Below are 1,949 nucleotides of genomic sequence, written 5' to 3' on the forward strand. Positions count from 1 at the left end.
CTCCCCCCCGAGGGGGCCGCTGCGCCTGCGGCCCGGCAAAGCCGGTTCCGCGGCCCTGGCTGGCTTGGGGCGGGTTTGTGCAGCCAGTGTTGCGCATGTCTAGCCTGGGAAGTTTTCCGGGATTTTCGCCTTGCCGCGCGCTTCCGCGGGGGAAATCACATTGCGTTTGACCAGGTCGGTCAGGTTCTGGTCCAGGGTCTGCATGCCCACGCTGTTGCCGGTCTGGATGGACGAATACATCTGCGCGACCTTGGCTTCGCGGATCAGGTTGCGGATCGCGGAAGTGCCCAGCATGATCTCGTGCGCCGCGACACGGCCCGCGCCGTCCTTGGTCTTGCACAGCGTCTGCGAGATCACCGCCTGCAGCGACTCCGACAGCATGGAGCGGATCATTTCCTTTTCCTCGGCCGGGAACACGTCGATGATCCGGTCAATCGTCTTGGCGGCGCTGGAGGTGTGCAGCGTGCCGAAGACCAGGTGGCCGGTTTCAGCGGCCGACATGGCCAGGCGTATGGTTTCCAGGTCGCGCATTTCACCCACGAGGATGGCGTCCGGGTCTTCGCGCAGCGCGGATTTCAGCGCGGCGTTGAAGCTCAGCGTGTGCGGGCCGACCTCGCGCTGGTTGATCAGGCATTTTTTGGACTCGTGCACGAACTCGATGGGGTCTTCCACCGTGAGGATGTGGCCGTACTCGGTTTCGTTCAGGAAGTTGACCATGGCGGCCAGCGTGGTGGATTTTCCCGAACCCGTGGGCCCCGTCACCAGCACCATGCCGCGCGGCTTGAGCGCCAGGTCGCCGAAGATTTTCGGGGCGTTGAGCTGCTCCAGCGTCAGGATCTTGGACGGAATGGTCCGCAGCACGGCGCCGGCGCCGCGGTTCTGGTTGAAGGCATTGACGCGAAAGCGGGCCAGCCCATCGATCTCGAACGAGAAGTCGACTTCCAGGAATTCTTCATAGGTTTTGCGCTGGGTGTCGTTCATGATGTCGTACACCATGGAATGCACCTGCTTGTGGTCCAGCGGGTCGATGTTGATACGCCGCACGTCGCCGTGAACCCGAATCATGGGCGGCAAGCCAGCCGATAAATGCAAGTCAGACGCCTTGTTCTTGACGCTAAAGGCCAGCAACTGCGTGATATCCATCCCGGGACCCTTTTAAAAATGACTCAACTAAAGTTTACAGTTCGATTATGACCACGATTGTGCGCAATCTCCAGCTTGTCCGTGACCGTATCACCACGGCCTGCTTCGCCGCCGGGCGCAACCCGGCTACCGTACGTCTGCTGGCCGTGTCCAAGACCTTCGGCGCCGAGGCCGTGGCCGACGCCGCCTCGGACGGGCAACGCGCCTTCGGCGAAAACTACATCACCGAGGGCGTGGAGAAGATTCTCGCGCTGCGGGGCCGGCCGGGCGGCCAAGCCCTGGAGTGGCACTGCATAGGCCCGGTGCAAAGCAACAAGACCCGCCTGGTCGCCGAGCATTTTGACTGGGTGCAGTCGGTCGACCGGCTCAAGATCGCCCAGCGCCTGAGCGAGCAGCGGCCTGACAGCCTGCCGCCGCTGCAGATCTGCCTGCAGGTCAACATCGACGGCGGCGCCAACAAATCGGGGCTGCCGCCGGCCGAGGTCCAGGCCCTGGCGCGGGAAGTCGCGCAACTGCCGCGCCTGGTGCTGCGCGGCCTGATGGCCATTCCCGAACCCGCCGCCGACTTCGACGCGGCCTGCGCGGTGCATGCCAGGACCAAAGCCCTTTTTGATGCGGTCAACGCCTCTGGTGTCCTGCCGACACCTATGGATACCTTGTCCTTGGGCATGACCGCGGACCTGGAGGCCGCCATTCACGCGGGCAGCACCATGGTCCGCGTGGGCACTGCAATATTTGGCAAGAGATAGCCCCCACGCTTTTCACTTCGCCTTCGGCTCCGTGTAATGCGCTGCCCCCCGAGGGGG

At 63.7% G+C, this 1,949-nt stretch carries 2 protein-coding genes; one reads left to right on the forward strand and one right to left on the reverse strand.

Annotated features, from left to right (window positions below; genetic code table 11):
- Positions 1-99: 99 nt before the first annotated feature.
- On the reverse strand, positions 100-1,143 hold the full coding sequence (locus tag PMI15_RS19575; RefSeq protein WP_007873468.1) for a type IV pilus twitching motility protein PilT: 1,044 nt from the start codon (positions 1,141-1,143) through the stop codon (positions 100-102).
- 47 nt (positions 1,144-1,190) lie between these two features.
- On the opposite strand from PMI15_RS19575, the gene PMI15_RS19580 reads away from it, so the two are divergent.
- On the forward strand, positions 1,191-1,892 hold the full coding sequence (locus tag PMI15_RS19580) for a YggS family pyridoxal phosphate-dependent enzyme (protein ID WP_007873471.1): 702 nt from the start codon (positions 1,191-1,193) through the stop codon (positions 1,890-1,892).
- Positions 1,893-1,949: the final 57 nt, after the last annotated feature.

The sequence above is a fragment of the Polaromonas sp. CF318 genome, from assembly GCF_000282655.1.
GTDB lineage: Bacteria > Pseudomonadota > Gammaproteobacteria > Burkholderiales > Burkholderiaceae_C > Polaromonas.